General features: G+C 60.8%; 20 protein-coding genes. 12 read left to right on the top strand and 8 right to left on the bottom strand.

The annotated features are described in order from the left end of the window. Window positions 1-16: 16 nt before the first annotated feature. Both AC3I65_RS16690 and AC3I65_RS16685 read left to right on the top strand, forming a co-directional pair. Window positions 17-511: a DMT family transporter gene (locus tag AC3I65_RS16690; protein WP_047228444.1), complete on the top strand. Its 495-nt coding sequence runs from the start codon at window positions 17-19 to the stop codon at window positions 509-511. A 2-nt stretch (window positions 512-513) separates the two neighbouring features. Continuing rightward, window positions 514-966 carry a DMT family transporter gene (locus AC3I65_RS16685; protein ID WP_047228443.1) on the top strand — a complete coding sequence of 151 codons (453 nt, stop codon included), beginning with the start codon at window positions 514-516 and terminating at the stop codon, window positions 964-966. A 5-nt stretch (window positions 967-971) separates the two neighbouring features. On the opposite strand, the gene AC3I65_RS16680 is transcribed toward AC3I65_RS16685, so the two are convergent. Further along, complete coding sequence (locus tag AC3I65_RS16680) at window positions 972-1,256, bottom strand: hypothetical protein (RefSeq protein ID WP_076383991.1); 285 nt, start codon at window positions 1,254-1,256, stop codon at window positions 972-974. Between the two features lie 139 nt (window positions 1,257-1,395). Here AC3I65_RS16680 and selD point away from each other — a divergent pair, with 139 nt between their 5' ends. After that, window positions 1,396-2,430 carry a selenide, water dikinase SelD gene (gene selD / locus AC3I65_RS16675; RefSeq protein WP_047228441.1) on the top strand — a complete coding sequence of 345 codons (1,035 nt, stop codon included), beginning with the start codon at window positions 1,396-1,398 and terminating at the stop codon, window positions 2,428-2,430. Next, window positions 2,430-3,533 carry a tRNA 2-selenouridine(34) synthase MnmH gene (gene mnmH / locus AC3I65_RS16670; protein ID WP_076383992.1) on the top strand — a complete coding sequence of 368 codons (1,104 nt, stop codon included), beginning with the start codon at window positions 2,430-2,432 and terminating at the stop codon, window positions 3,531-3,533. The genes selD and mnmH overlap by 1 nt, the downstream gene beginning before the upstream one ends. Before the next feature lie 104 nt (window positions 3,534-3,637). Here mnmH and AC3I65_RS16665 read toward each other — a convergent pair whose 3' ends face one another. Beyond that, window positions 3,638-4,312 carry a hypothetical protein gene (locus tag AC3I65_RS16665; protein WP_047228439.1) on the bottom strand — a complete coding sequence of 225 codons (675 nt, stop codon included), beginning with the start codon at window positions 4,310-4,312 and terminating at the stop codon, window positions 3,638-3,640. Window positions 4,313-4,680: 368 nt separating this feature from the next. Between AC3I65_RS16665 and AC3I65_RS16660 the strand changes: the two genes are divergently transcribed. The 6 genes from AC3I65_RS16660 to AC3I65_RS16635 all read left to right on the top strand — a co-directional run bounded on the left by AC3I65_RS16660 (window position 4,681) and on the right by AC3I65_RS16635 (window position 14,249). Next, window positions 4,681-9,546, top strand: coding sequence for an RHS repeat-associated core domain-containing protein (locus tag AC3I65_RS16660; protein ID WP_488524008.1), 4,866 nt, complete (start codon window positions 4,681-4,683; stop codon window positions 9,544-9,546). Beyond that, window positions 9,536-9,931 (top strand): hypothetical protein, encoded by a 396-nt coding sequence (locus AC3I65_RS16655; protein ID WP_316911949.1) that lies wholly within the window; start codon window positions 9,536-9,538, stop codon window positions 9,929-9,931. The genes AC3I65_RS16660 and AC3I65_RS16655 overlap by 11 nt, the downstream gene beginning before the upstream one ends. A 148-nt stretch (window positions 9,932-10,079) precedes the next feature. Continuing rightward, a complete protein-coding gene (locus tag AC3I65_RS16650) occupies window positions 10,080-10,778 on the top strand; it encodes a glutathione binding-like protein (protein ID WP_076383995.1) in 699 nt (232 codons plus the stop codon). A gap of 8 nt (window positions 10,779-10,786) precedes the next feature. Continuing rightward, window positions 10,787-11,632 (top strand): PhzF family phenazine biosynthesis protein, encoded by an 846-nt coding sequence (locus AC3I65_RS16645; RefSeq protein WP_448694120.1) that lies wholly within the window; start codon window positions 10,787-10,789, stop codon window positions 11,630-11,632. 112 nt (window positions 11,633-11,744) lie between these two features. Beyond that, complete coding sequence (hemB, locus tag AC3I65_RS16640; protein ID WP_076383997.1) at window positions 11,745-12,719, top strand: porphobilinogen synthase; 975 nt, start codon at window positions 11,745-11,747, stop codon at window positions 12,717-12,719. A gap of 435 nt (window positions 12,720-13,154) precedes the next feature. Then, window positions 13,155-14,249 (top strand): DUF1615 domain-containing protein, encoded by a 1,095-nt coding sequence (locus tag AC3I65_RS16635; protein ID WP_188251024.1) that lies wholly within the window; start codon window positions 13,155-13,157, stop codon window positions 14,247-14,249. 149 nt (window positions 14,250-14,398) lie between these two features. Here the strand turns inward: AC3I65_RS16635 and AC3I65_RS16630 are convergent, their stop codons facing one another. After that, window positions 14,399-14,989 (bottom strand): phage infection protein, encoded by a 591-nt coding sequence (locus tag AC3I65_RS16630; RefSeq protein WP_281460019.1) that lies wholly within the window; start codon window positions 14,987-14,989, stop codon window positions 14,399-14,401. A gap of 263 nt (window positions 14,990-15,252) precedes the next feature. Between AC3I65_RS16630 and AC3I65_RS16625 the strand changes: the two genes are divergently transcribed. Beyond that, entirely contained in the window at window positions 15,253-15,882 is a 630-nt protein-coding gene (locus tag AC3I65_RS16625; protein ID WP_160894134.1) for a glutathione S-transferase family protein, read from the top strand. A gap of 105 nt (window positions 15,883-15,987) precedes the next feature. On the opposite strand, the gene AC3I65_RS16620 is transcribed toward AC3I65_RS16625, so the two are convergent. The 5 genes from AC3I65_RS16620 to AC3I65_RS16600 form a co-directional block, all read right to left on the bottom strand. After that, window positions 15,988-16,524, bottom strand: coding sequence for a PqiC family protein (locus AC3I65_RS16620; protein ID WP_047227756.1), 537 nt, complete (start codon window positions 16,522-16,524; stop codon window positions 15,988-15,990). 17 nt (window positions 16,525-16,541) lie between these two features. Further along, on the bottom strand, window positions 16,542-18,200 hold the full coding sequence (locus tag AC3I65_RS16615; RefSeq protein WP_107322626.1) for a PqiB family protein: 1,659 nt from the start codon (window positions 18,198-18,200) through the stop codon (window positions 16,542-16,544). Next, window positions 18,181-18,840 carry a paraquat-inducible protein A gene (locus AC3I65_RS16610; protein WP_047227758.1) on the bottom strand — a complete coding sequence of 220 codons (660 nt, stop codon included), beginning with the start codon at window positions 18,838-18,840 and terminating at the stop codon, window positions 18,181-18,183. Before AC3I65_RS16610 ends, AC3I65_RS16615 begins: the two co-directional genes overlap by 20 nt. Continuing rightward, on the bottom strand, window positions 18,837-19,433 hold the full coding sequence (locus AC3I65_RS16605) for a paraquat-inducible protein A (RefSeq protein WP_047227759.1): 597 nt from the start codon (window positions 19,431-19,433) through the stop codon (window positions 18,837-18,839). The genes AC3I65_RS16610 and AC3I65_RS16605 overlap by 4 nt, the downstream gene beginning before the upstream one ends. Before the next feature lie 69 nt (window positions 19,434-19,502). Beyond that, entirely contained in the window at window positions 19,503-19,943 is a 441-nt protein-coding gene (locus tag AC3I65_RS16600; RefSeq protein WP_047227760.1) for a CBS domain-containing protein, read from the bottom strand. 247 nt (window positions 19,944-20,190) lie between these two features. On the opposite strand from AC3I65_RS16600, the gene AC3I65_RS16595 reads away from it, so the two are divergent. Then, complete coding sequence (locus AC3I65_RS16595; RefSeq protein ID WP_047227761.1) at window positions 20,191-22,554, top strand: DNA polymerase II; 2,364 nt, start codon at window positions 20,191-20,193, stop codon at window positions 22,552-22,554. The last annotated feature ends 92 nt before the right edge of the window (window positions 22,555-22,646 follow it).

Raw genomic sequence — 22,646 nt, 5'->3', positions numbered from 1 at the left:
CTCAGAGGCTCTGATCATGCAAGCGTCTTCACTCAACGCCGCCGCCCCGGCGGCTGCCTCCAAACCACGAGCGCTTTTGCGCTGGCTGTTGCTGCCCCTGGTGATCCTGGCTGGCATGGGCCTGTCGGTAGAGGCCGGTCTGCTGGGGCCGCTGGGGGTTCAAGTGGGGCATCTCTGGGCAACCCTGAGCATATTCGGCGTCGGTTCGGCGATTCTGTTTCTGCTGTTGCTGCTCAGTGGTCCGCAACAAGGCCCGGCCTTGAATGAGTTGCCGCGCTGGCAATTGATCGGCGGTTTCCTGGGGCCGATCTACGTGGTCGTGCTGACGCTTGCCACGCCCCACATCGGCATTGCCATGACCATGGTCGCAATCCTTTCCGGGCAAGTGGGTAAAAGCGTGCTGATCGACCATTTCGGCTGGTTCGGTGCAACCCGCAAGCGGGTCAACGGCGAGCGCTGGCTCGCCTTGGCGCTGATCGTCGTAGCCCTTGTCCTGATTGCCCGAGGTTGAATATGAATCTGTTTTTGCTATTGCTGCTGGTCGTTGGGGCCGGTGCGGTGTTGAGCGTGCAGGCGGCCATCAACGGTCGCCTGGGCCAGACGGTCGGTGTGCTGCGCAGCAGTCTACTGACATTCGTGGTGGGCACGGTGGTCACCGGGTTACTGATCGTGTTTTTTGAACCCGCTCACGCCGTCAGCCTGCTGGACGTGCCGAAATGGCAACTTGGCGGTGCCTTGTTTGGTGTGGTGTACATGATGGTCATGGTCGGCGCGGTGCCAAGGGTCGGCACCGCCGTGGCGACCGTGGCGGTGATCCTCGGGCAGTTGGCCATGGGCATGCTGATCGACAATTTCGGCTGGTTGGGCAACCCCGCTATTGAGTTGTCCGGGAGTCGGGTCCTGGCAATGGCCTGCCTGGCGCTGGCGCTGGTATTCATGTATCGCAGCAGTGCACGGCAGGCCTGAGAACCTCAGTCGGGCTCGACTTCCAGTCGCAGGCTGCCATCGTCCAGACGCTTGGCAAGCCGGACAATACCGCCAATGTGCCGGCCTTCGGTGCTGAAGACCACGATCTGGGCTTTTTCCAGATCATCCGGCAGCGGTGGCTGAACGTGCAGGGCGAACCACACCGGTTCACCGTCATCCAGGCGTTGGACATCGTAGCGGCAATCGACGCTTTGGGTCTGGCGACCAAACAGCGTGTCGAGGCCATACTTAAGGTCGGTGCTGTCGTCGGCAGCAGGGGCGAGGGACATCGGCGGTCTCCTGGGATGAATGCTCGGCTGGTCTTCTAGTGATTCCTCTGGTGGGGGAAAATTCAATGGGTTCGCGCCGGCACTGAACCGGCGGCGTTGCTGCTAGAATCGCCCACCTTGACTTACGAGAGGTATGCCCATGAGCGAGCCGATTCGCCTGACCCAGTACAGCCACGGCGCCGGTTGCGGCTGCAAGATTTCGCCACAGGTGCTGGAAGTGATCCTGGCCGGCAGCGGTGCGCAGAACCTTGACCCCAAGTTGTGGGTTGGCAATGCCTCCCGGGACGACGCTGCGGTATACGCCATCGACGAGGAGCGCGGGGTGGTCTCTACCACCGATTTCTTCATGCCGATTGTCGACGATCCTTTTGATTTCGGTCGCATCGCCGCCACCAATGCCATCAGCGACATCTACGCCATGGGCGGTGATCCGTTGATGGCGATTGCGATTCTCGGCTGGCCGGTCAATGTACTGGCCCCGGAAATCGCTCGCGAAGTGATTCGCGGCGGTCGTTCGGTGTGTGACGAGGCAGGCATTCCCCTGGCGGGCGGCCATTCGATCGACGCGCCCGAGCCGATTTTCGGCCTGGCGGTCACAGGCCTGGTGCAAAAGCGTCATATGAAGCGCAACGACACTGCCACCGCCGGTTGCCGCCTGTACCTGACCAAGCCCTTGGGCATCGGCATCCTCACCACCGCGGAAAAGAAAGGCAAGCTGCGCGCCGCCGATGTTGGCCTGGCCCGCGACTGGATGTGCACCCTCAACAAGCCGGGCAGCCGCTTCGGCAAGCTCGATGGCGTGGCGGCGATGACCGACGTCACCGGTTTCGGCCTGCTCGGGCATTTGGTGGAAATGGCCGATGGCAGCCAGTTGACGGCGCGTATCCGCTACGACGCGGTGCCGCGTCTGCCGGGCGTCGAGTATTACCTTGACCAAGGCTGCGTGCCGGGCGGTACGTTGCGCAACTACGACAGCTACGCCAGCAAGGTCGGGCGCGTGCAGGAACTGCACAAGCGAGTGCTGTGCGACCCGCAGACCAGCGGCGGACTGCTGATCGCCGTCACGCCCGAGGGCAACGAAGCGTTTCTGGCGGTCGCCGCTGAACTGGGGTTTGCACTGGAGCCGATCGGTGAACTGGTCGAGCGACAGACCTACGCGGTCGAGGTGTCTTGATGACCCATGACATCACCGATTACCGCGATATTTTTCTCAATGACCGACCGATGATGGACACCCGTGCCCCTGTCGAATTTCTCAAGGGCGCATTCCCCGGTGTGGTCAATCTGCCGTTGATGACCGACATCGAACGGCAACGGGTCGGCACGTGCTACAAGCAGCAGGGCCAGCAGGCGGCCATTGTCCTGGGGCATCAATTGGTGTCCGGCGACACCAAGGCGCAACGCATCCAGGCCTGGGCCGAGTTCGCAACGGCCCATCCTGACGGTGTGCTGTATTGCTTCAGGGGAGGCTTGCGCTCACAGATCGTCCAGCAGTGGCTCAAGGACGAGGCGGGCATCGACTATCCCAGGGTCGGCGGCGGCTACAAGGCCATGCGTACATTCCTGCTCGACACCGTCGAGCAGGCGGTTGCCCAATGCGACTTGGTGTTGCTGGGCGGCATGACCGGCACCGGCAAGACAGAAGTGCTGACTCAACTGGGCAACAGCCTGGATCTGGAAGGTTACGCCAACCATCGCGGTTCGAGCTTCGGCAAGCGCGCCACCGGGCAGCCTTCCAATATCGATTTCGAGAACCTGCTGGCCGTGGATGTGCTGAAAAAACGTGCCGCTGGTATCGAACAGTTCGTGCTGGAAGATGAAAGCCGCATGGTCGGCAGTTGCGCCTTGCCGCTGTCTTTGTACCAGCGCATGCAACAGGTTCCGATGGTCTGGCTTGAGGACAGCCTGGAGCGGCGGGTCGAGCGGATCCTGCGCGATTACGTCATCAACCTGTGCGGCGAATTTGTCGCAGTCCATGGCGATGAAGGGTTCTCGCTGTTTTGCGAGCGGTTGCTGGCAAGCCTCAATAACATCCATAAGCGCCTGGGTGGCGACCGCCATCGACGTTTGCTCCAAATCATGGAAGCGGCCCTGGCCGAGCAGGCGACCAGCGGCGCCGTCGACTTGCATCGTGGCTGGATCGAAGGCCTGTTGCGTGAGTATTACGACCCGATGTACGTGTTCCAGCGCGAGAAGAAGGGCGGGCGGATCGAGTTCGCGGGTGAGCAGGTGGCGGTGCTGGAGTATCTGCGTGAGCGAGCGGCCCGCAAAGGGTGATCGCTGCCCACCGCCAATCCCCTGTGGGAGCGAGCCTGCTCGCGATAACGGTGGGGACCAGTGGCGGTGATTGAGGAAGTATTGTCGAAAGTAATGTCCGCAGCCTATGTCGGACAAGTTTCCTGCCCGTTGTCCAGGCCTTGCTTGTAGTTCTGGCTGGTGAGACTGGCCTTGCCGTTGTGCCAGGTCAGGGTCAGCACGTACAGCGAATCGAAATCCCCCGATTCCCAATCATCGGTAATCGTCTGCTTCTTGCCCATCGCGTCGCTGGCGACCTGGTTGATCAGCTCCGGCAGGTAGCCGTGCGACCAAGCGGTGTAGATGGTCGAGTTGTGGTACTTGTCGTGCAGCAGTTCGTCAGCCAGGTCGCTGGTGTCATTGGCTGAATACTCGATGTTCACCGGCAGCCCGAGCTTGATGGCACTGGGGCTTATGGTCATCAGTGGGCGGATGTAGCTGTAGGAATTGTCCAGCTCGCCCTCTTCGACGTTGCGGGTAGGGTTGGCCGCGAACACATAGTCGGCCTTGCCGAATTTCTCCGGTAGCAGGGTGGCCAGGTCGATGGCGCGATTCAGCCCCTGGCAATTGAGCTGGCCCAGGCCGCCGGCGGGTTTCTCGGCGTGGCGCAGGAACACCAAGGTCTGGATACCGTCGGCCGGTTGGGCGCGACTGACGCTCGACTCCAGCAACAGCGCCAGGCCACAAGCGACAAGCAGCGTAGGCAACATCAGCCACGGTCGGCGCTTGAAGCGTTTGGCGAAATTCAGTGGGTTCATCATTGAATAATATTCTTCGGCTCTCTCAAGTCAGGCTGACAAACCTGGGCACCAGGAAGTTTTTGGCTTCCGGTGTTTTCCTTGTCGTGATGCCGCTTCGATTTCTCGGGGCATTGCTCAGAGTCTTCTGGCGCCCTTTGGTTCGATACCGACCGATTCCGTGCACTGTAAGGCCTCCTGCCAGGAGGTAGGGCGAATGTTAGCGACAGGATGTTGCGGATTTAAGAATGGGGCGTGCGAGTTTCGTGACGCGTTCATTTGGGTTTTGTATTTAAAGAATCGCCTTACACCTGCCGTCTCCTCCTCTGACTTATTTTCCCTGCCGTCCTCGGCAAAGTCTCGCGTCCGTCCCCGCACCGCGAGATTCCCGCATGTTCGCCCCCGACAAACTCCTGGCTTTGAACAACGTCATCGGCTCGCTGGTGATTGCGGCCATGGACCCCGAGCAGCCGGACATCGAAGCGGTGCTGGCGGACTTCCGCACTTGCCTGAACGACTACGACGCCTGGGCTGAAAGTTTCTGGACCGGCTGGGCGCTGGATATCGAGCAGGTGTTCAAGGTCGGCAACGAAGTGTCCCTGGCGGCACCGAAGGACCTTGATCAACCTGTCAGCGCCACGGTGGTCGCTTGTCCGGCGGAGGGGCCGCTGACGCTGGTGCACATGTTCCAGGCGGCGCGCTTCGTGCCGATTGGCGACACACCGGTGATGCTGGAACCGATCACCGGGGGCGAGCCGGGGAAAGAAACCTTCGGCGAACCGGTTCATCACGTGATCGGCCCCAGCGGCATTCTGGAAGTCCCCGACTGCTGGCGGGGCCAGCGTTATCGCATCACCTTTTTTCCCCATGTGACGGCCGAGCATGTCAAGGCGCTGTACGCGTCCTACCGTGACGTGATTGCTCAACTGGAAGGTTGGCTGCAAGCGGAGTGGGATGAATTTCAACCGCAATGGGTAGAGTTTTCCGACAGCGGATTTCTCGAGCGCTACAGCGCATTGCAGCAAGCTGATTGGCGCGGGTTCACAGACGCCCTGCATCAGTTGTGGGACGACGTCAAACAGGTCTTCGAACTGCTGGCGGACCTGCAGGCCAACAGCGAGAAGTTGTTGGAGTACCTGACTCAAGCCGAGCTTGAGCAGCTACTGAAGGCGTCCTCCGAGGCAATCGCCAAAGGGTTGATGGTGTTGAGCGACGAGCCGTTGCTCTTCGTGCATATGGCGGCCTTCGCCAGTTGGCTACGGATGTTGCCGCCCCAGCACGTCGCTGAAGTCGTGGGCGAGATGCGCGCCTCGGTGCTGATCAACTTCCTGCTGATGCGTTTGACCGGGGGGCTGGGGCTGGGTCTGCGCATGAGCGGTAAGGTGCTGGGCCGGGTCCGCTCGGAGCGGGCCCGGAAGTGGTTGCTGGCGTCGAGCCTGAGATTGGGCCAGCTCACCCCCGACCGGCTCGATCAACATGCCGATGTGCTCAAACCATTGGTGGTCAGTCAGCGTGCGCCTTTAAAACCGACGCCTGTCGGACCTTTGCACATTACCCCTGAGAAATCTGCGCCAGTGTCCGTGAGCAATCCGGCCGCCGTGGCGCGGGAAAAATCCCAGCCTTCTACACGCCTGAGCGAACACGAACCCCACGACGACGCCCCCAGCCAATCGAAAAACCCCAACGGTGACAGCGCCGACACCGCGGCCCTGACCCAGACCAGCGGCTGCCCGGTGTCGATGGTCACCGGCGAGGAGCTGCTGACCCTGGACGACGGCACCCTCGATGGCCGACTGCCGTTTGTCTTCACCCGCTTGTACCGCACCAGCGCGGTGGACCTGGACATCGGCCTGGGCCGCGGCTGGAGCCATGCCCTTGCGCATCGCCTGTTGCTTGAGGGCGAGCAGGTCATCTGGATCGACCAGGAAAACCGCCGTACGACGTTTCCGCTGCCCAGCGAGCAACGCCCGGCGATCCACAACAGCCTGGCCCGCGCGGCGATTTACCTCGGAGTGGAACCGGACGAACTGATCATCGCCCAGTCCGGCGAAGGTGCGCTGTTCCTACATTTTCGCGACGGCCATCTGACCGCCCTCAGCGACCGCTACGCCAACCGCCTGACGCTCCAGCGCAACATTCACGGCGACATCAGCCGCCTGGACAACGGCGCCGGACGCGCCCTGCGCTTGCGTTATGAACAACGTCATCTGGTCGCCATCGACTACCAGAGCTTTCACCCGGCCATCACCCTCGACGAAGCCTGGCGCACTGAACAGACGTTGGTGTCCTACCGCTACGACGGACGTTTCCGACTGATCGAAGCCACCAATGCCGCCGGTGAAAGCGAACGCTACGACTACGACGACCAGCACGTCATCCTGCAACGGCAACTGGCCGGCGGTGCGAGTTTCTTCTGGGAATGGCAAGGGGCAGGGCGCGCAGCCCGCTGCGTGCGGCACTGGGCCTCGTTTGCGCAGATGGACAGCCGCTACACCTGGGGCGAGGACGGGCAGGTCACGGTCCAGCATCTGGATGGCAGCCAGGAGGTGTACGTCCACGACGAGCGGGCACGGCTGGTGCGCAAGGTCGAGCCCGATGGCGGCGAGCACCTCAAGGCCTATGACCCCCAGGGCCGGCTGATCGCCGAACAGGACCCGCTGGGCGCCGTCACCGAATACCGCTACGACGAAGCCGGCCGGCTGGTGGCGCTGATTCCGCCGGACGAAGAAGCAACGTCCTACGAATACCGCCACGGTTTCCTGCACGCCCGCTCACGCGGCAAGGCCGTGTGGCAATACCGGCGCAACGCCCAGGGCGATGTGATCGAGGCCATCGATCCGCACGGCCAGAGCACCGGCTATGACTACGATGCCCAGGGGCAGTTGCTGGCGATCCGTTACCCCGACGGTAGCGAGCATCGGTTTACCCGCAATCAACTGGGCCAACTGACCGAAGAAACCCTGCCTGACACGGGGCGCCGGTGTTTTTCCTACGACGCCTTGGGGCGTTTGCTGACCCGCCAGGACGAACACGGCGCCCTCACGCACTACCAGTGGGACGCGGTGGGCCGCCTGCTCGAAACCACCTTGCCGGGTGGTGCGACCCGCGCCTGGCACTACAACGCCTACGGCAAGGTCACCGCCGAGCGCGATGAGCTGGGGCGGACCACCCGCTATGAATACGCCGACGACCTGCACCTGATCAGCCGTCGCCTCAACCCCGACGGCAGCGAACTGAAATATCGCTACGATTCGGCGCGGCTGTTGCTGACTGAAATCGAAAACGAATCCGGCGAAAAATATCAGCTGGACTACACGCCGAACGGATTGATCCGACAGCAGGTCGGCTTCGACGGCCAACGCACCGCCTACGCCTACGACCTCAATGGCCACCTGCTGGAGAAAACCGAGCACGGCGCGGACGGCGCCCAATGGGTCACCCGCTACCAGCGCGACGGGGCCGGGCGGCTGCTGGTCAAGACCTTGCCCGACGGCCAGGCCATCGAATACCGCTACGACGGGCTGGGCCGGCTGGTCCACGTCAACGACGGCACCGATCACCCGCTGGCCTTCGAATACGACGCCCAGGACCGGCTGATCAGCGAACACCAGGGCTGGGGCACCCTGCGTTATCGCTACGACGCCTGCGGACGCCTCAACCACCTGCGCCTGCCGGACAACAGCCAGCTCGATTACCACCACGCCCGGGGCGGCGCGCTGACGGCCATCGACCTGAACGGCTCACGCCTCACCGAACACCAGCTCAGCGGCGGGCGCGAACGCCAGCGCCGCCAAGGCCTGCTGCTCAGCCAGTACGACTACGACGAACAAGGCCGGCTCAAGGCCCAGACGGTGTGGCAGAACCAGCAGCAACTGTTCTGGCGCGATTATGCCTACAGCGCCAATGGCAACCTGCAGTCCATTTCCGACAAGCGCAACCGCCGCCATTACCAATACGACCCGCTGGATCGCCTGATCGGCATCGACTATTCCCACAGCGAGCCGCCGGAACACTTCGCCCACGACCCGGCCGGCAACCTGCTGATGCAGGACCGCCTCGGCCCGACGACCCTCAAGGGCAATCGCCTGCTGATGGAGGGCGACCGGCACTATGACTACGACGCCTTCGGCAACCTGATCCGCGAACGGCGCGGCAAGGCCCAGTGCCTCGTCAGCGAATACCGCTACGACAGCCAACACCGACTGATCGGCGTCACCACGGCGCACGGGCGCGAAACGTCCTACCGCTACGACGCCTTCGGCCGACGCATCAGCAAGACCGTGGACGGCCTGACCACGGAATTTTTCTGGCAGGGCGACCAGGTCGTCGCTGAAAGCAGCCCGCGCCACCACCGCAGCTACGTCTACGAACCGGGCACCTTCCGCCCCCTGGCCCTGCTCGACGGCAAAGGCCCGAACGCCTGCCCGTTCTACTACCACCTCGACCACCTGGGCACACCCCAGGAACTGACCAACTATGGCGGCACCATCGTCTGGTCAGCACGCTACAGCGGCTACGGCAAAACCACCGAACTGGTCCACGGCGGCGGCGAACAACTTGAACAACCGTTGCGTTTCCAGGGCCAATACTTCGACCCCGAAAGCGGCCTGCACTACAACCGGCACCGCTACTACAATCCGGAAACCGGCCGCTACCTGACGCCTGACCCGAGCAAACTGGCGGGTGGCCTCAACGGGTATCGCTACACCCTGAACCCGACGGGGTGGGTGGATCCGTTGGGGTTGGTGGATTGTCCGGGGAAGGGTGGGTGCCGGTCGGCGGTTGGGGTCGAAAGTCCGGCGGTTAAAACGACTGCTAGTCAAGCAGAACCCAAACTACCTGCCCCTAAAAGAGAAGATGATTTTCTGTATCGCGGTGATGAGCGAAATCCAGAAGATGTTTTTGAGAATGGCTTTAAAAGTAAAGGTAAAAGTAAGGATCTATTTTTGCACGCTATGGATAGTGATTGGCCTCCTAGTTATTTTATTAGTACCTCCTATTCGAGGGAGGTAGGGAAGAGGTTTGCCACTAATGATTTCACGCAAATAGGTTATTTGTATACGCTTCAGAAAATCCCTGGGCATGATCTAAAAAAGGAGTTGGGTGCCGCATATTTGTTTGAAGGCGAAAAGGAAATTGCTATTCCGGATCGTATAAAAAATGAAGATGTGCTCGGTGCAACGTTAATACTTGATAATGGTAAGGAGTTTGGGTACTCCATACTTAATCCCAATAGGAAGGTGAGAAATGATTTCTGAGGTGAAAGTTTGCGTGTCCGTGGGGGGGAATAAGGAGACTGCTTATCTTGTGTGTGACTCCGAAAAAGTCGCAATAACCTTCCGCAGGAAAGGAGAGGTTGATAAAGTTTATATGGGTAGCAATTTTTACAAATGTTTCGCGAGTCTTCGGCAGGATAATCTGGATGTGACTTTTTTCTGCAAAGGGTCTAAGAGAAATGTTCATCCATCCGGTATGTCAGCGCAGATGTCGCTTGGGCTAAAGGCCTATGAGCTGAATATGGGGGTTGTCCCATCTCTCGATGATATAGTTTACATATTTGAATATGATGATCGGGATTTAACTAATGATCCGGCTGAGCAAGAGCGTTTTTATAAAGGCTGGATTGAGTCTCGTATGGGGTAGTTTGCATTTTTTAATGCCGAGAGGAGTGGGATTGTACACGGCAGGCGATTTGCCAAAGTGCTCTACCTCGGATCAGATTTACCTGATGCGACAGCAATCATTCTGAACTATGCTCCGCTTTTTTCTTCCCCCTCTGGAGTCCGCTCCCATGCCCAACCTAACCCCATTCCCCATCACCCAAAAATGGCCCGCCCAGTTCCCGGAGTGGATCCAGCTCTACTCCCTGCCGACCCCCAACGGCGTGAAAGTCTCGATCATGCTGGAAGAAATCGGCCTGCCCTACGAACCCCACAAAGTGGACTTCGGCAGCAATGACCAGCTGTCCCCAGAGTTCCTCTCCTTGAACCCCAACAACAAGATCCCGGCGATTCTCGACCCCCATGGGCCGGGGGATCAGCCGTTGGCGTTGTTCGAGTCGGGGGCGATTCTGATTTATCTGGCGGACAAGAGCGGACAGTTGCTCGCCCAGGAGTCGGCGGCGCGCTACGAGACGATTCAATGGCTGATGTTCCAGATGGGCGGGATCGGGCCGATGTTCGGGCAGTTGGGTTTCTTCAACAAGTTTGCGGGCAAGGACTATGAGGACAAGCGACCTCGTGATCGTTACGTCGAGGAAAGCAAGCGCCTGCTCAAGGTGCTGGATGGTCGTCTTGAAGGCCGGGACTGGATCATGGGCGAGCGCTACACCATCGCCGATATCGCCACGTTTCCCTGGGTGCGCAACTTGATCGGTTTTTATGAAGCGGGGGATCTGGTGGGTATCCAGAATTTCCCGAATGTAACGCGGGTGTTGGAGCGTTTCCTGGCGCGGCCGGCAGTGGCACGCGGGTTGAAAATTCCGGAATGAGTGGACTGATGACGAGCTGTTTCAATTTCAAGCAATTGGACGTGTTCAGCGAAGTGCCGCTCAAGGGGAATCCGCTGGCGGTGGTGCTCGGGGCAGACGAGATCAGTGACGAGCGCATGGCCGCTTTTGCCAACTGGACCAACCTCAGCGAAACCACTTTCCTGCTGGCGCCGCAGCATCCGGAGGCGGATTACCGGGTGCGCATTTTCACCACCTCGACTGAACTGCCGTTTGCCGGTCATCCGACTTTGGGCAGCTGTCATGCCTGGCTGGAGGCCGGAGGCGTGCCGAAAGGGCCGCAGATCGTGCAGGAATGTGGCGTTGGCCTGGTAAGAATTCGCCGCAGCGATTTCGGGTTGGCTTTTCAGGCGCCGCCCTTGCTCAAGTCCGGCCCGCTGGAGGCTCAAGTGCTGGAGCGAGTGCGCAAGGGACTGGGGTTGCAGGCCGAAGCGATTGTCGAGGCGCAGTGGGTTGATAATGGTGCCGGCTGGCTGGCATTGATGCTCAAGAATCGCCAGCAAGTGTTGGCACTCAAGCCCGATTACCAGCAGTTGCGGGATCTGGCCGTGGGCGTCATCGCGCCGTGGGAACCGGCCGTGGATGGCGATGAGGCGCAATTTGAAGTGCGCGGTTTCATTGCCGGCGACGGCATGCCGGAGGATCCTGCCACCGGCAGCCTGAACGCCGGGCTGGCCCAGTGGATGCTGGCCAAGGGGCTGGCACCGTCGCGCTATGTGGTCAGCCAGGGCTTGACCATGGGCCGGGCGGGGCGGATTCATGTTGAGCAGGTGGGCGAGGACGTCTGGATTGGTGGTGCGGTGGTGACCTGCGTCAATGGCTCACTGACCTTGTAAGCCGATTATTGCCCGGCCGGTAAAACTCTGTTTTCCGTCGGCGTTTGTGCCCAGGCGGGTGAGGGCATAAGCTTTGTCCCCTGCGATCGAGCACCCATTTTTCAGGAGTCCCATGTCCAGTCAGTTCCCCGAAGCACGTCCACGCCGTCTGCGTCGCAATGCGAGCCTGCGCAGTCTGTTCCAGGAAACCGAGTTCACCCTGAACGACCTGGTGCTGCCGATTTTCGTCGAAGAAGAAATCGATGACTTTGTACCGATCAAGAGTATGCCGGGCGTGGCGCGCATTCCTGAATCGAAACTCGCCGGTGAGATCGAGCGGTATGCCCGTGCCGGTATCAAGTCAGTAATGACCTTTGGCGTGTCCCATCACCTGGACAGTGATGGCAGCGACACCTGGAGCGAGCGCGGCCTGGTGTCGCGCATGGCCGGGATCTGCAAGGACGCGGTGCCGGAAATGATCGTGATGTCTGACACCTGTTTTTGTGAGTACACCGATCACGGCCATTGCGGGGTGCTTCACGGGCATGAAGTGGACAATGACCGGACCTTGCTCAACCTGGGTAAACAGGCCGTGGCGGCGGCCCGTGCCGGGGCTGATGTGATCGCGCCGTCCGCCGCCATGGACGGGCAGGTCCAGGCCATTCGCAAAGCCCTGGACGAAGCCGGTTTCAGCCAGACGGCAATCATGGCGTATTCAACCAAGTTCGCTTCAGCGCTCTACGGTCCGTTCCGCGAGGCGGGCGGCAGTGCCTTGAAAGGCGACCGCAAAAGCTACCAGATGAACCCGATGAACCGCCGCGAAGCACTGCGCGAGTCCTTGCTTGATGAGCAGGAAGGGGCCGATGCACTGATGGTCAAACCTGCCGGCGCGTACCTGGATATCATCCGCGATATTCGCCAGGCTTCGAACCTGCCCCTGTCGGCCTATCAGGTCAGCGGGGAGTACGCGATGATCAAATTCGCCGCCCAGGCCGGCGCCATCGACGAAGCTCGCGTCGTGCGAGAAAGTCTCGGCGCGATAAAACGAGCAGGGGCGGACCTGATCTTCACCTATTTTGCGATGGATCTGGCGCTAAGCGGGATCTGATCGACGCTGGATTTCCTGTGGGAGCCTGCTCGCGATAGTGGGGCCAGCTGGCTTCAATGCCGAATGTGCCACCGTCATCGCGAGCAGGCTCGCTCCCACATTGGACTTGTGGCGTGGACTAAAACTGTGAGCATCCGCGGTCAACCCTGTGGGAGCGAGCTTGCTCGCGATAGTGGTAGGCCAGCTTGCATCAATGTCGGATGTGCCGCCGTCATCGCGGGCAAGCCTTGCTCCCACAGACACCCACCCAAAATCTACTGTGGAGTCTTGCTCCCACACTGATGGTGTTAGGCCACCCATCTCTCACGTCAGCTTTTTGCTGCTGTCGAGCCTTCTTTGCTCTCAAGACCCCTTTTGGCTCTGATGAACAGAACATAGCCTGTACCGGCTTTTGATCGTATGGTTGCTGCGCAATAACAGACTTGATGGAGCAACATGCAACTCAATCGATTGATGATCAGCCTCACCGCGTTGTTGACCCTGGCCGGTTGCGGCAGCCGTCAGGCCCAGGAACCGGAACGCCAGCCCGCCGAGGTCAAGGCGCAGATTGTGCGGTTGTTGCCGGCCAAGACTGTGGATCGCGAGGGCTGGGCGACGGATATCTACGTGGCTTTTGCCGCTCAGCAAATCTCACCCACGACGCAGAATATCTGTTCCGTCCTGGCGGTGACCGAACAGGAATCGACGTTCCAGGCTGATCCGGCGGTACCGGGGTTGGGCAAGATCGCCCGGCAGGAAATCGATCGTCGCGCGGCAAAGATGCACATTCCGGGTCTGTTGATCAGCGGCGCCCTCCAGGTGCGTTCGCCCAATGGCAAAAGCTACAGTGATCGGCTCAATGCCGCGCGCAGCGAGAAGGAGTTGAGTGCGATTTTCGATGACTTCATTGGCATGGTGCCCTTGGGCAAGACACTGTTCGGCAGCTTCAACCCCGTGCACACCGGAGGGCCGATGCAGGTCAGCATCGCGTTTGCCCAGGCAAATGCCCGGGATTATCCCTATGCGGTGGATGGGTCGATTCGTCGGGAGGTGTTCAGTCGTCGCGGCGGGATGTATTTCGGTATTGCGCATCTGCTGGGGTATCCGGTGAGCTACACCGAACCGCTGTATCGTTTCGCCGATTTCAATGCCGGATGGTACGCCAGCCGCAACGCGGCATTCCAGCATGCAGTGAGTCGTGCCTCAGGCATTCCCCTGGCTCTGGACGGCGATTTGATCTTGCATGGTTCCATCATGCCAGGCAGCACCGAGTTGGCGGTGCGCACCTTGGGCAGGTCGCTGGGGATGCGCAACCCGACCATTCGCGACCAGTTGGAGCAGGGCGACAGCCTGGCGTTCGAGGACAGCAAACTGTACAAGCGGGTCTTCGAATTGGCTGAGAAGGCCGAGGGCAAGCAATTACCTCGGGCGGTGTTACCGGGAATCGTGCTCAAGAGCCCGAAAATCACGCGCAAGCTGACCACGGCGTGGTTCGCCAAGCGAGTGGATGAGCGTTACCGGCGTTGTATGACGCGGGCTGCGGGACGCTAGGCAATCGGTGGGCAATGAAAAAGCCCGGCGGATAAGGCCGGGCTTTCATGGTGATGCGTTAGGTTCCAGAGGTGTTTGAAGCATTGTGGCGAGGGGGCTCCTTCGCCACACATTGAGTTGGGTTTCGTCACGCATTTGGATTGAACAACTCATACACGGTTCTGAGTCAGACGATCGGAACCACCTTCAGCAACGCGGTTCTGTTGCAGGCGATCGGAACCACCTTCAGCAACGCGGTTCTGTTGCAGGCGATCGGAACCACCTTCAGCAACGCGGTTCTGTTGCAGGCGATCGGAACCACCTTCAGCAACGCGGTTCTGTTGCAGGCGATCGGAACCACCTTCAGCAACGCGGTTCTGTTGCAGGCGATCGGAACCACCTTCAGCGACGCGATTCTGTTGCAGACGATCGGAGCCACCTTCGGCAACGCGGTTCTGTTGCAGACGATCGGAACCACCTTCAGCGACGCGATTCTGTTGCAGACGATCGGAACCACCTTCAGCAACGCGGTTCTGTTGCAGGCGATCGGAACCACCTTCAGCAACGCGGTTCTGGATCAGACGATCAGAGCCACCTTCGGCAACGCGGTTCTGGATCAGGCGATCGGAGCCGCCTTCGGCAACACGTTTTTCGATCAGTCGATCAGAACCACCTTCGGCAACGACCGGGTGGGAGGAGGCGGCGAATGCGTTGGCTGCCAGTACCGAGAAAGCGAGGCTGAGGATGATTTGGCGTTTCATGATGGTGTGCTCCGGGGATGCAGTGGGTTGGTGTGGAGCCATTGTTGTCCGGAGCGACAATCAAGAGAACTTCATTGGCCTGATGGTGAATATCGACGGCGGTGATACCTCGCCGAGCGGTTGGCAAGCAATATTGATGTTGACTGATCCGCCGACATCGCGGGCAGGCTCGCTTCCATGGAGAGTGCGTGTCGTCTGCCGGGTGGAACACTGGCGGGCCCGCGGGTTCTACCGGCTACCCCCCAAGCGCAGGAGGCAAGTTCATGTATCAGTTATTCGGCTACAGGCAATCCGGCTCTTCGGCTGTGGAGATCGCCCTGTGCCTGTGTGGCGTGCCTTATCGCCGTGTCGATGCCTATTCGACCGAAGACAACGAGGCGTCGAAAGAGCTACAGGCATTGAACCCTCAGAAGCAGGTCCCGACCTTGCAATTGCCGGACGGTTCGGTGCTGACCGAAGCCGCGGCGATTTTGATCCACCTAGGGTTGGTGTTTCCTGAATCGAAGTTGCTGCCGGACGATCCGAACCAACGTGCTCAAGCCATACGGGGCCTGGTCTATATCGTCGCCAATTGCTACACGCCCATCGGCATCATCGATTTTCCAGAGCGCTGGCTGGTCGACGCGGATGAAGCGACCCGGCAGCAATTGGTGTCGGGCACCCGACAGCGGCTACATCGCAACTGGGCGCTGTTTGCCGACCAGTTTGCGGCTCGTCCTTTTCTCAGCGGTGCCGAGCCGGGAGCGCTGGATATCCTGGCCGCCGTGGTCACGAAGTGGGAAGACACGCGGGAGGCCATGCTGAATGCCCGACCGCCGTTCTACGAGCTACTGGAGCGCATCGACCGCCATCCGCGCATTGCGCCGGTGCTGTCGCTGCACTGGCCCTTGTAGGCGCTGTCGAGCGCAGCGAGGCTGCGGTTTTTCCGAGTAGCAAACGAAAGATCAAAACAGAAAGATCGTCCAAACGCGGCCCGAGCCTTCGGCAGCGCCTACGGGTCAAGGGCATGTCATTTTGGTGGCGGCTTGCTCAACGAGGCCGACAAACTGTCGGACATTCTGCTGATGGGCCGTCACCAGCTCATCGATGCTGCTCCCCGCCGGCGTTTGCAGGCTGTTACGGCAGGTCAGGGTATGGGCTTCGTTGCCCAGCTCGCGCAGGCGCCACTGCACGTCCATGCGGGCATATTGGCCGGGGATCGAATCGAAGCGCTGCACATCCACCCGCAGCAGTAGCTTCGCTGCGCCTGGGTTGCTCAGTTGTTCGTCCAGGCTGCTGCGCAGTTCATCGGCCAGACTGGCGCCCCACCATTGTGTTTCCAGGATCGCCAGCCCGCTGTTGCCTTGGCGGATGACCATTTGCGCACGGTCCACCTGAGGCGGAACGCTCACCTGCTCGAGCTGGATGTCCATGTTCGTGCGTGGCTGGCCGGCAGGTTGAGCCGGGCTCAGGGTGTGGTACTGGATCGGATCGCCGCGGCAGGCAGCAAGCAGCAGCACCAAGGCAACCAGGGGGAGTTTCAGCATCAGCGGCATGGGGCGTGCTCCTGTGGTCATTCGTTCGCCGGCAATGTGAGGTTCTGCGCCGGTGCATCCTTGGGACGGCCGCGAAGCAGTGATTCGGGATGGCGGCTCAGGTAGTCGGACAGCTCGCGCAACGAACGCGACATGCGCCCAAGATCGTCCAGGGTCTGCGTCAGTTGTTCGCGTTGCGGCGAATCTTCGGCCAGGGTCGAGTTGGCCGATTGCAGGGTCTTGCTCACGTCCTGCAACGTGTTTTGCACGCTTGGCAGGGTCTTGCTGTTGAACTGGGCCAGACCTTTGCGCAATTCAACCAGGTTGCCGTTCAGGTTGTTGGCAACGCTTTCCAGGGGCAGCTTGTTGATTCGCTCGACCATCGCCTGCAGTTGTTCCTGCAGTTGCTGGAGACTGCCCGGGATGGTCGGTATACGGACCGGGCGGGCGTTGGCGTCGAAAGTGACTTTTTCGGCCTTGGGGTAGAAGTCCAGCGAGATGTACAACTGCCCGGTCAGCAGGTTGCCGCTACGGGCCTGGGCACGCAGGCCGCGTTCGACGAAACTGCCGATCAGGCGAGCGCCGGCAGCTTCGTCATCCGGGTTGTGATTGAGCGCCTTGAGCAGTTTTTCATGGGCCTTGCCCAGGCGCTGAGGGTAGAACACCACGCCGACATTGACCGGGAAGCTGCGCAGCTTCTCGTCGAAATCCAGATTGATAGCTACGACCCTGCCCACTTCGATGCCCAGGAATTCGACCGGCGCTCCGACCCGCAATCCGCGCAATGCCTGATCGAAGCGTAAAGCCAGGTATTGCGCCTTGCCATCCGGCGGGGCCAGGGCGCTCTGCTGGTCGGCAAACAGCTCGAACGTCTTGTCCTCGCTAGCGGGGCTGTCGTTGGGGCTGTATTCCGGTGCCCGAAATGCGATGCCGCCCACCAGCAGCGCCGAGAGTGACTCGGTCTTGACCGCAAAGCCGTTGGCACCGACGTTCACGTCCACGCCGCTGACGTTCCAGAACCGGGTGTTTTCGGTGACGTAGACATCGTTGGGGGCATTGACGAATACGTCGATGTTGACCCCTTTGCCATCGGCATCCAGCGCATAGGACACCACTTGGCCCACCGGAATCTTGCGCAGGTACACCGGCGAGCCGATGTCCAGTGAACCGAGGTCCTGGGAATGCAGGGTGAAGCGCTTGCCCGGTTCACCGTAGGTGATCGGTGGCGGGGCTTCCAGGCCGGTAAAGGACTTGGCACGAACCTTCGATTGACCGGCGTCGGCCCCGATGAAATCCCCTGACAGCAGGGTATCGATCCCGGAAATTCCGCCGGCTCCGATACGCGGGCGTACGACCCAGAACACCGAGTCCTCGTGCGTGAAGGTCTCCGCCGTCTTGGCCAGCTTGACCGTGGCGGTGACGTTCTTCTGGTCGTCGCTCAATTGCACGTCGGTGACCTGGCCGATGACCACGTTGCGATATTTGACCGGTGTCTTGTTGGCGGTCAGGCCCTGGCCGGTCTTGAAGGTGATGGTGATGGTCGGACCTTCCTGCAGCCAGTTGTTGACCACCAGGGACAACCCTACCAGCACGGCGATGATCGGCACTATCCATACCAGCGACACCGTCCAGCGGCGGCTGGTGACATGGGCGCGACCTGGTGCCGGTTGCTGCCCGTCAGTGGCTTGCGACTTCATCCATGGCCTCCTCGGATGGTTGGGTGTCCCAGATCAGGCGCGGGTCGAAGCTCATGGCCGACAGCATGGTGAACAGCACCACGAGGCCGAAAAACAGGATGCCCGGTCGCGGCTCGATATCGCTCAGTGCCTGGAATTTCACCAGCGCCGCGACCAGCGCCACCACCAGCACGTCGAGCATCGACCAGTAGCCGATGACTTCCACCAGCCGATACAGTTTCGCCCGCTGGACCTGGGCCCAGGTGCTGCGCCGCTGCACGGTGACCAACAGCAAGGTCAGTACCACGAACTTGATGCCTGGTACCGCGATGCTGGCGATGAAAATGATCAGGGCGATGTCCCAGGCGCCGCCCTGCCAGAATTCGATGACGCCACTGATGATGGTGCTGTCGGCGCCATCCCCGAGCATCTGGGTATTCATCACCGGCAGCAGGTTGGCCGGAATGTAGAACACCAATGCCGCCAGCATGTAGGCCCAGGTACGGGTGAGGGTGTCGGGTTTGCGCCGGTGCAACGGGGCGTCGCAGCGGGGGCAGGTCTCGGGCTCGTCGCTCATGTCACAGGCCAGGCCACAGCTGTGGCACAGGCACAGGTTCAGGTCGCGGGCCAAGGGCGGGGGAGGCAACGGTTCGCGGTTCATAGGTTGTCCCACAAATCGCGCACATCGCGTCCGGCGATGCGGATCATCAGCAGGCTCAGGGCGGCCAGAGCAAACAGGCCGATGCCCGGCAGCACGTCCAGCAGCCCGGCGAGTTTGATCACCGCCACCAGCGCACCCAACAGGCACACCTCCAGCATGCTCCACGGCCGCAGTGCTTCCAGGCTGCGCATGCACAGACTGAACCCCGGCGCCCGTTGATTGGCGTAGGCGTAGGCCAGCACCCAGATCAGCAATACCAACTGAAAGACCGGGGCAATGATGATCGCCACCGCGGCCACCAGGGCGATGAAGGTGATGGGGCCCTGGCTCAGGGCCACGATGGAATCCCACAGCGTCGCGCTGTTGCTCAGCCCCTGGAGACGGATGCTCATCACTGGATAGATGTTGGCGAAAGCCCACAACACCGCTGCCGTCACACTCAAGGCCAGGCGCTGTTCAATGGTCAGGCCGTTGTAGCGCTGAATCACCGCGCCACACCGCACGCACGAGGCTTTCTGATGCGCAGCGAGCACCATCGGCTCGTACACCGCATCACAATGTTCGCAAATGATCAGTCGGTCGGTATCGGCCATCGGGATGCTCGGCAGGACAACTCCTTCAATATAGAAGGAGGTTGGGATTGAGCAACCCGCCCGAACGGGTCATTCGCCGCGAATGTATTGCTCCAGTTGTCGGATCAGGTCCGCCTGCTCGGCAATCGCTTCCTTGACCAGGTCACCAATGGACAGCAGACCGACGAGTTTGCCGTCTTCGACCACCGGCAAATGCCGCAAATGTTTTTCGGTCATGATGCTCAGGCAGGTTTCGACATTCTGGTGGGGGTCTATCGTAATCACGGGTGACACCATGATGTCGCTCACTTTGGTGCCTACTGAGGAGCGGCCATGCAAGACCATTTTGCGCGCGTAGTCGCGCTCACTGATGATCCCCAGTACTTCGCCGTTCTTCACCACCAGCAGGGCACCGACGTTTTTCTCGGCCATGCGCATCAGGGCCTGCAGCACCATGTCGTCCGGTGAAATGGTGTGCACTTGCTGGTTTTTCTCGTCTTTGATCCGGAGCAACTGCGCGACGGTTTTCATGGGGAAGCCTCAGGTGTTGTTTGTGCAGGTGGTTTAAGAATCGTAGACCCAACGGCGCAGAGCAAGCGGTAAAGCGGCAGTCAGTCGTCCAAAAACGTCATTGTCGGTGAGTTCACCACCGAAGTGAGGCCATGCACTGTTGGGGCGAGGGATTTATCGCCACTGTGGGGGCAAGCCTTGCTCCCACAGATAAATCCCCTCACCACAGGTAGAATCGTCGCTTACGCAAAAAATCGAGGTTGCAGCGGTGGATCTACAGCAGGGCTTCGTCCTGACCCGGCATTGGCGCGATACCCCGGCCGGCACCGAAGTCGAATTCTGGCTGGCGACCGACACCGGCCCCCGGCGCGTGCGCTTGCCGGTGCAGCCGTCGGTGGCATTCGTGCCACAGATTCAGCGCGGTCAGGTCGAAGCCTTACTGCAAGGGGAGAAGGACGTTGAATTGCGACCCCTGGACCTGCTGGATTTCGAGCATCGACCGGTGCTGGGCCTGTATTGCCGGCAACATGCCCAACTGATGCGCCTGGACACCACCTTGCGCCGTGCCGGCGTGGAGGTGTTCGAAGCTGACATCCGTCCACCGGAACGCTACCTGATGGAGCGTTTCATCACCGCGCCGGTCTGGTTCGGTGGCACAAAGGCCGCTGAGGGCCTGCTGCTGGACGCCCAGATGAAACCGGCGCCCGAGTATCGTCCGCCATTGCGTCTGGTGTCCCTGGACATCGAAACCACCGCCCAGGGCGATTTGTACTCCATTGCCCTTGAAGGCTGCGGCGAGCGTCAGGTGTATATGCTCGGCCCGCCCAATGGCGACGATACTGCCGTGGATTTCCAGCTCGAATATTGTGAATCGCGCACTTTGCTGCTGAAGAAACTCAACGATTGGTTCGCCCGTTTCGACCCTGACGCGATCATTGGCTGGAACCTGGTGCAGTTCGATTTGCGCGTGCTGCATGAGCACGCCCGGCGCCTGGCCGTGCCGCTACGCCTGGGGCGAGGCGGGGAGGAGATGCAGTGGCGCGAGCATGGCGCGCGCAACAATCACTTTTTCGCCTCGGCGGCAGGCCGGCTGATCATCGACGGCATTGAGTCGCTGCGTTCGGCGACCTGGAGTTTCCCTTCGTTCAGCCTGGAAAATGTCGCCCAGACGTTGTTGGGAGAGGGTAAGTCCATCGACAACCCGTACCAGCGCATGGACGAGATCAATCGCATGTTTGCCGAGGACAAACCGGCCCTGGCCCGTTACAACCTCAAGGACTGTGAGCTGGTGACGCGGATCTTCGCCAAGACCGAGCTGCTCAAGTTCCTGCTGGAGCGGGCCAGTGTCACCGGTCTGCCGGCGGACCGCAGCGGTGGTTCGGTGGCGGCCTTCACACACTTGTACATGCCACTGATGCACCGCCAGGGTTTCGTCGCGCCGAACCTTGGCCAGCGCCCGCCCGAGGCCAGCCCGGGTGGTTTTGTCATGGATTCCCAGCCGGGGCTCTACGAGTCGGTGCTGGTGCTGGACTACAAGAGCCTGTATCCGTCGATCATCCGCACCTTCCTGATCGACCCGGTAGGCCTGATCGAAGGCCTGCGCCACCCGGACGAAAGCCAGTCGGTGCCAGGTTTTCGCGGGGCACGTTTCTCCCGCACGCGGCATTGCCTGCCGGCCATTGTGGCGCGGGTAGCCGAAGGCCGGGAAACCGCCAAGCGGGAACACAATGCACCGCTGTCCCAGGCATTGAAAATCATCATGAACGCCTTCTATGGCGTACTCGGTTCCAGTGGCTGTCGTTTCTTCGATCCGCGGCTGGCGTCCTCCATCACCCTGCGCGGTCACCAGATCATGCAGCGCACCCGGCAGTTGGTCGAAGCCCGGGGGCATGTGGTGATTTACGGTGATACCGATTCCACGTTCGTCTGGTTGCGCCGGGCCCACGGCCAGGAAGAGGCGGCGTCCATCGGCCAGGAACTGGTGGCATACGTCAATCAGTGGTGGTGCGAACACGTGCGTGATGAGTTCGGGCTGGAGAGCGCACTGGAGTTGCAGTTCGAAACCCATTTCAAACGTTTTCTGATGCCCACCATTCGTGGCGCGGAAGAGGGCAGCAAGAAGCGCTATGCCGGGCTGGTCACCCGCGCCGACGGCAGCGACGAGATCGTCTACAAGGGCCTGGAAACCGTGCGCACCGACTGGTCGCCGCTGGCCCGGCAGTTCCAGCAGGAGCTGTATGGGCGGATCTTCCACCGCAAGCCTTACCAGGATTATGTGCGCGATTATGTGCACCAGACCCTGGCCGGAGCGTTCGATGATCGGCTGGTCTATCGCAAGCGCTTGCGCCGGCCTCTGGAAGACTACGAACGCAACGTACCGCCGCACGTGCGCGCCGCGCGGCTGGCTGACGAGTTCAACCAGCGCCAGGGCCGTGCGCGGCAATACCAGAACGGCGGGTGGATCAGCTACGTGATCACTGTCGCCGGCCCTGAGCCGCTGGAAACCCGCAGCGCGCCGATCGATTACGACCATTACGTGACCAAACAGCTGCAACCGGTGGCGGACGCGATTCTGCCGTTTGTGGATGACGATTTCTCGACCCTGGTGGGGGGGCAGATGGGCTTGTTCTGACGGATGCGCCAGTGTTGCGGGCGGGAGGCTTTTGTGGCGAGGGCGCTTGCTTCCGCTGGTTTGCGCAGCAACCGCCAGAAGCGGCCGCTACG

Source organism: Pseudomonas sp. N-1-13, assembly GCF_057787095.1.
The sequence above is the reverse complement of the archived record's forward strand: the minus strand, read 5'-3'. Positions and strand labels throughout refer to the sequence as shown.

Bases quoted from the DNA above. Each gene is read 5' to 3' on its own strand.
- AC3I65_RS16605 (WP_047227759.1), bottom strand. From the start codon at position 19,433: ATGGCCGATACCGACCGACTGATCATTTGCGAACATTGTGATGCGGTG.
- AC3I65_RS16650 (WP_076383995.1), top strand. From the start codon at position 10,080: ATGCCCAACCTAACCCCATTCCCCATCACCCAAAAATGGCCCGCCCAG.
- AC3I65_RS16685 (WP_047228443.1), top strand. From the start codon at position 514: ATGAATCTGTTTTTGCTATTGCTGCTGGTCGTTGGGGCCGGTGCGGTG.
- mnmH (WP_076383992.1), top strand. From the start codon at position 2,430: ATGACCCATGACATCACCGATTACCGCGATATTTTTCTCAATGACCGA.
- AC3I65_RS16635 (WP_188251024.1), top strand. From the start codon at position 13,155: ATGCAACTCAATCGATTGATGATCAGCCTCACCGCGTTGTTGACCCTG.
- AC3I65_RS16655 (WP_316911949.1), top strand. From the start codon at position 9,536: ATGATTTCTGAGGTGAAAGTTTGCGTGTCCGTGGGGGGGAATAAGGAG.
- AC3I65_RS16690 (WP_047228444.1), top strand. From the start codon at position 17: ATGCAAGCGTCTTCACTCAACGCCGCCGCCCCGGCGGCTGCCTCCAAA.
- AC3I65_RS16660 (WP_488524008.1), top strand. From the start codon at position 4,681: ATGTTCGCCCCCGACAAACTCCTGGCTTTGAACAACGTCATCGGCTCG.
- AC3I65_RS16610 (WP_047227758.1), bottom strand. From the start codon at position 18,840: ATGAACCGCGAACCGTTGCCTCCCCCGCCCTTGGCCCGCGACCTGAAC.
- AC3I65_RS16615 (WP_107322626.1), bottom strand. From the start codon at position 18,200: ATGAAGTCGCAAGCCACTGACGGGCAGCAACCGGCACCAGGTCGCGCC.
- AC3I65_RS16680 (WP_076383991.1), bottom strand. From the start codon at position 1,256: ATGTCCCTCGCCCCTGCTGCCGACGACAGCACCGACCTTAAGTATGGC.
- AC3I65_RS16630 (WP_281460019.1), bottom strand. From the start codon at position 14,989: ATGAAACGCCAAATCATCCTCAGCCTCGCTTTCTCGGTACTGGCAGCC.
- AC3I65_RS16665 (WP_047228439.1), bottom strand. From the start codon at position 4,312: ATGATGAACCCACTGAATTTCGCCAAACGCTTCAAGCGCCGACCGTGG.
- AC3I65_RS16645 (WP_448694120.1), top strand. From the start codon at position 10,787: ATGACGAGCTGTTTCAATTTCAAGCAATTGGACGTGTTCAGCGAAGTG.
- AC3I65_RS16620 (WP_047227756.1), bottom strand. From the start codon at position 16,524: ATGCCGCTGATGCTGAAACTCCCCCTGGTTGCCTTGGTGCTGCTGCTT.
- selD (WP_047228441.1), top strand. From the start codon at position 1,396: ATGAGCGAGCCGATTCGCCTGACCCAGTACAGCCACGGCGCCGGTTGC.
- hemB (WP_076383997.1), top strand. From the start codon at position 11,745: ATGTCCAGTCAGTTCCCCGAAGCACGTCCACGCCGTCTGCGTCGCAAT.
- AC3I65_RS16600 (WP_047227760.1), bottom strand. From the start codon at position 19,943: ATGAAAACCGTCGCGCAGTTGCTCCGGATCAAAGACGAGAAAAACCAG.
- AC3I65_RS16625 (WP_160894134.1), top strand. From the start codon at position 15,253: ATGTATCAGTTATTCGGCTACAGGCAATCCGGCTCTTCGGCTGTGGAG.